At 32.6% G+C, this 6,000-nt stretch carries 4 protein-coding genes and 1 pseudogene; 2 read left to right on the top strand and 3 right to left on the bottom strand.

What is annotated here, in order from left to right; genetic code table 11:
• Positions 1 to 263, top strand: a pseudogene (locus tag KPL54_RS13465) (hypothetical protein); the annotation flags it as partial.
• Positions 264 to 511: 248 nt separating this feature from the next.
• The gene (locus tag KPL54_RS13460) at positions 512 to 982 is read left to right on the top strand and encodes a HEAT repeat domain-containing protein (RefSeq protein WP_216107046.1); all 471 of its coding nucleotides are present in this window, start codon (positions 512 to 514) and stop codon (positions 980 to 982) included.
• 149 nt (positions 983 to 1,131) lie between these two features.
• On the opposite strand, the gene KPL54_RS13455 is transcribed toward KPL54_RS13460, so the two are convergent.
• The 3 genes from KPL54_RS13455 to KPL54_RS13445 all read right to left on the bottom strand — a co-directional run bounded on the left by KPL54_RS13455 (position 1,132) and on the right by KPL54_RS13445 (position 5,906).
• Positions 1,132 to 2,061, bottom strand: coding sequence for a glycyl-radical enzyme activating protein (locus tag KPL54_RS13455; protein WP_216107045.1), 930 nt, complete (start codon positions 2,059 to 2,061; stop codon positions 1,132 to 1,134).
• A gap of 16 nt (positions 2,062 to 2,077) precedes the next feature.
• Complete coding sequence (locus KPL54_RS13450) at positions 2,078 to 4,483, bottom strand: glycyl radical protein (RefSeq protein ID WP_216107044.1); 2,406 nt, start codon at positions 4,481 to 4,483, stop codon at positions 2,078 to 2,080.
• A gap of 265 nt (positions 4,484 to 4,748) precedes the next feature.
• Positions 4,749 to 5,906, bottom strand: a complete 1,158-nt coding sequence (locus KPL54_RS13445) for an iron-containing alcohol dehydrogenase (RefSeq protein WP_216107043.1) — start codon at positions 5,904 to 5,906, stop codon at positions 4,749 to 4,751.
• Positions 5,907 to 6,000 lie beyond the last annotated feature (94 nt).

Below are 6,000 nucleotides of genomic sequence, written 5' to 3'. Positions count from 1 at the left end.
ACACTGAACGATTTGATAAGCTTGAAACTAGACTTGGTAGCCTTGAAAATGAGGTTAAAAAAATAGGTGTGAAGATAGATGGAAAACTTATCCCTACCAGTGATGCTCTTTTGGATGGATATAAAAGTAATTCTGAACATATAACGATTATTGATGATAAAATTGACAGACTTCAAATAGATGTAAATAGTATAAGTATGAAAGTGTCGTATAATGATAGTAGAATTATAGAAATATCTAAAAACCTTAGAAAAGTTGAATAATAAGAAACCTCTGGAAACCAGTGGTTTTTTTTATTTTTAAGCTATCAATCCCATGCAATATAGCATCTTATTATACGCCAATTGGCGCTGTCGATAAGTAACACTCATCGTGATCATAATAATATAAATGCAGAAGTCTTTTTTCACAACATTTTCTTATATGTAGACTTATTTGAGTTGAAAAGTTATATTTTATTATGCTTTTTAATATACATTATAGAAAATAAATAAAATAGGCGGTGTATTAGGTGTCAGTAAGCGAAATTAAGAAAGAAACTCCTAATAATATTAATGAGTTAGTTAAAATGGCAGATGATAAAGCTAATTGGAGAAAAAGACTTGAAGCAGTAAATGAGTTGAAAAATTGGAAATGTCAAAAATCGCGAGATGTATTAACAAGATTAGCAATGCATGATTTAGTATTTAAAGTTAAAGAGGAAGCTCTCCGGGCAACTCAATCCTTAGGCATAACTAAGAATGGTAAACGTTTGAAACTCGGTAAACCCAAGGTTCATTTGATCAAAGACATAAACAAAAAACTATATCATGTAGATAATGTAATAACGGAAAGTTTTGAAATAACTAAGTTTAAAGAGAAATTTAAGCAACTTTATCCTGAGCCATATGATGTATATGAGGGCGATAAAGGAACCAGTTTTGATGAATGGATTTTAAATGTTTTAAAAAATAAACCCAAAAACAAGACTACAAACAAATAAACTTCTATTAAAATCCACTGAATCAAAAGCAGCAAGATATGTTTTACCTATACCCGTTGCAACAGCAAATAAGTCAAAAAACAAACCCTAATCATTGAAACAACATTGTTCAATGATTAGGGCTATAAATCAAATTTCTTTATTCTTCTTTAGCCTCCAATAGTACATTCTAATCCATATTCCTCTACTATTTTTTTAAAATTATTCATAGTATCCTCATCTGGTGTTTTAATTTCCTGTCCCATTGTATAATCTAGCCCTAAGTTCTCATACTTATTGGCACCAAGCTTATGATATGGTAGTAAATCTAAGCGCTGTACTCCATTTAAACTTTTTGCAAACTTAGCTATATCAGATATACTATTTTTATCGCAATTAAATTTTGGAATAACAGGTACCCTTATAATAAGCTCTGTGCCTATGGTAGATATTTTTTTAGCATTTTTAACTATAACCTCATTACTTACATGAACATACTTTTTATGTTTTTCATCATCTAAGTGTTTTATATCTAAAAGTACTAAATCAACCAAAGGAATTAACTTGTCTATTGTATCTTCACTAGCATATCCTGTAGTTTCTATTGCAGTATGCCATCCCATTGCCTTGCAAGCTTTTAAAAGTTCAATTGCAAATTCTGGTTGCATAAGTAATTCTCCTCCAGATAATGTAACTCCACCTCCGGAACGTCTGAACTGGATAGTTTCTTTTTTTAGTTCAGTCATTACCTTCTCAACAGTAGTTTCTTCTCCTGATTTTACAAGACCTCCTGGATAACAATTTTCAGCGCAAACTCCACAACTAGTACATTTTGCTCTATCTATTCTTCCAGTCCTTAGCATATTAATTGCACCTTCTGGGCAATTTCTTTCACATTTTTTACACCCAGTACAATTTTTTTCATTAAACATAATTTCAACTACTGGATCTTGTGATTCAGGATTACTACACCAATCACATTTTAAAGGACATCCTTTTAAAAATACTATTGTCCTAATTCCAGGTCCATCATGTATAGAAAAGCGTTGCATATTAAAAATTATGCCTTTTTGCTCATAGTTAATTCCTTTTGTAAGCATTTGCTTTTCCTCCTTTTTAGAAAGTTTGTTCAGTTCTCTTTATAATATCATCTTGAATTGCTTTATCTAATGTTATAAATTGGGCACTATAACCGGCAACACGTACTACTAAATCTCTATATTTACTTGGTTCCTTTTGTGCTTCAACAAGAGTTTCCTTATCGATTATATTAAATTGTACATGCATACCTTTTTGATCAAAAAAGCTCCTAACAAGTGACGCTAAATTTTTAAGTCCACCGCTTCCCTGAATTGAACCTGGATGAAATTTTTGATTTAATAAAGTACCATTAGATGCAATAAAATGATCTAATTTTGCTACTGAATTTATAGCAGCAGTTGGTCCATTACTATCAGCGCCTCTAACTGGAGATACACCATCAGCTAATGCTTCATGTGCTTTTCTACCGTCTGGAGTTGCTCCAATAAGATCACCAAATAAGATGTTAATTGCTGCTGGGTATAATCCTGCATGGAAATTGCCACCTCTTGGATTTTTATGTTTTGCGACTTCTTTGCAGTAAATATATGCTCCTTGCCTTGCTAGTTCATCAACTTCGTCAATATCATTACCAAACTTAGGTGCTCTATGAATTAACATTTGTCTTAAATCCTCTAAATTTTCCTTTAAAGTTGGATCTTCTTCACCAAAGTTAGTGTCTAGAGCTTCTTTTAAGTCTTTTAAAGTTACTTTTTTAGTATCAAATACAAGCTTTTTAATGGCTGCAAAAGAATCTCCTACATTTGCAACACCAACACCTTGTGGCCCTGTAAAGTTATAATGTGCTCCACCTTCTTGAAGTGACATGCCGTCTGTTATACAATCATCAACCATACAAGATAGGAATGGTAATGGTGCTCTTTCTGCATGAGCAAGATCAATAGAATTGTCTGCTACTGATAATTGATAAACAAAGTATTCCATTTGTTTAGTATAAGCTTGAACAACTTCTTCAATCGACTTGAACTTTGTAAATTCTCCAGTCTTAGGTCCTATTTGTTTTCCGTTACTCATACCATTATTTATAGTGACTTCTAATAGTCTTGCTAGATTAAAGAAACCTGAATCATGCCATCCTTCTGTTTTTCCTGGTTTTTGCGGTTCAACACAACCTATAATTCCATATTCTCTAGCATCTTCCATTGTTAATCCATTACTAACTAAAGCTGTAATTACAACTTCATCATTATAAAATGCTGGCATACCCAGACCTAATCTGCTTAACTCACAGGATCTTATTAAAAATTCATCTGGCGTTTTGTTCCATATTCTTACCGAAAAAGATGGTGCCGATAATCTTACATGAGCCGTAGCATCTATGCACATATATGATAGATCATTTGTAGCATCTTTACCCTCTCTAGTTTGTCCACCTACACATAGGTTTTGAAACATTGGATATCCACCGAATGCTCTTGTTGATACTTCATCACGAACTTTGTTAATGTCATTTAATTTAACCCATACACAATCAATAAGTTCTTGAATTTTATCTATGTCAAACTTTCCTGAATTTAATTCTATTTCATAATATGGATACATATATTGATCAAATCTTGTTGGAGAAATAGAATGTCCATTTGATTCTATGTTTATAACTGCATGCACAAACCAAAATGATTGACAAGCTTCATAAAAATTAGTTGCCCCATTTTCAGGTACTGTTTCACAGTTTTTAGCTATTTGTAATAATTCTTTAGCGCGCTTTTCATTAGATTCTTTTGAGGCCATTTCTCTTGCAAGCTTTGCATATCTATGTGCATAATTTATTACTGCTTTGCAAGAACCTATGATAGATTCCCAAAATAGTTTTTGCTTAATATACTGCGGATTTTCTTTATCAGCATTCTTAATTGCACACTTAACTTCCTCAATAATCCCCTTATATCCTTTAGCCAAAACCTTAGCATAATCTACAGATACATGTCCTACTCCATTAAGATAATAGTTTGCAACTGTAAATACATTTTCATTCATTGCCTCAATAGTTTCTGGATACATATATGAAGTAGCAAGTTCATTAGTAGTTTTACCTTCCCAATAATCAAATACTTCTGTAAGTTGTTTTTTTGCCTTTTCAGTAATTTGGAATGAATCGCCTTTTCTCTTTCCTATGGTTTCAAATTCATCTTTAATCCACTTATTTGAGAATTCAGGAAAAATTTGAGCTGATCTTGCTTCCTTGGTCAAACTTCCAACTATTAGCTCTTCCGCTCTTATAATAATAGGAATTTCGTTTAATATCTTTTCAAGTGCTTTAGCCCTACGCACTACTATAGATTTTCCTTCTGTTTCTTTAAATGATTCTGTTATTAATAACGCTCTATCCACTTCAATACAGGGAACCGCTGATAGTATTTGTTCCTTTAATGCCTCTACCCTCTTTGTTGGTTTACTAAATCCATCTTGCACAACATACATATTAAAACTTCCTCTCTTAAAATATATTATTAATTAGTGTGTTATTCATTAAAATCCATATTTATCCTATATTATTAAATTAAACATTTGTTAAATTTATAACTATCAAAGATATTCGAAATTTATAATATATCCTCAACAAATACACCGAGGACATATTATTACTGTTTTAACTTATATTATTAATTTCTATTAATCATCTTTTTCAAAGCTGTTAAATCATCTTCTACGAAACTATTAAATCATCTTCTGCGAAGTTACAAGATTAAAATGCTGATTTAAATAATTGTGCAATATCTTTTTTATTTCCTTTTCTTGGATTACTAAAGGCATTACCATCTTTTAATGCCCAGTCAGCCATGTATTCGATGTCTTCTTCTTTAGCTCCTTGTGATCTTAAGTTAGCTGGAATTCCAACATCCTTTGCAAGTCTAAACATAGCATCAATAGATTTCTGCGCCGCATCCAATACTGAAAGTCCTTGTATGTTTTCACCCATGAATTCTGCTATATCGGCAAATTTCTGTGGATTTGAAATAACGTTCCATTTCTCAACGAAGGGAAGTAGTATAGCATTAGCAACTCCATGAGGCATATCATAAAGTCCACCTAATTGATGAGCCATTGCATGTACATAACCTAAGTTAGCATTATTAAATGCCATACCAGCAAGAAGTGAAGCATAACACATATTTTCTCTAGCTACTAAGTTCTCACCTAGTGCATAAGCTTGTCTTAAATTGTTTGATATCAATTTAATAGCTTGGATAGCTGAGGCATCTGTAACAGGATTAGCATCCTTTGAAACGTATGCTTCTATAGCATGAGTCAACGCATCCATGCCGGTTGCAGCTGTAAGTCCTGCAGGCATTCCAACCATTGTTAATGGATCATTAATTGAAACTGATGGTAAGTTTCTCCAACTAACTATAACAAATTTAATATTAGTTTTAGTGTTTGTTATAACACAGTGACGTGTAACTTCACTACCTGTTCCAGCTGTGGTATTAACAGCAATAATTGGAGGAAGTGGATTCGCAAGAGTCTCTATGCCTGCATAGTCAAACAATTCTCCTGAATGGGTTGCTAGTATCCCGATACCTTTACCACAGTCATGTGAGCTTCCACCACCAACCGTAATAATCATGTCACAGTTTTCATCTTTGAATATTTTGGCACCTTCAATCGCGTTTCTATCCTTAGGATTTGGCTCAACATTATCATAGTATACAAGGCTAATACCTGCTTCCTTTAATGAAACTTCAACTTGTGCTACTGCTCCGCCCGGAAGACTTTTAAGAAATTTATCAGTTACTATTAACGCTTTCTTTCCACCTAGAATTTTAGCTCTTTCGCCTACTACTTTTACAGCTCCTGCTCCCATAAAGTTAACAGCAGGTGCTAAATAATCATACATTCTCATTAATTATTCCTCCTTGATTTTCTTAAACATTATAATTTATTGAATTGTTACCTTAATATATTTTTAAGGCGATATTAGCATTTGCTCATTATCA

The organism is Clostridium estertheticum (assembly GCF_018861295.1).
GTDB lineage: Bacteria > Bacillota > Clostridia > Clostridiales > Clostridiaceae > Clostridium_AD > Clostridium_AD estertheticum_D.
The sequence above is the reverse complement of the archived record's forward strand: the minus strand, read 5'-3'. Positions and strand labels throughout refer to the sequence as shown.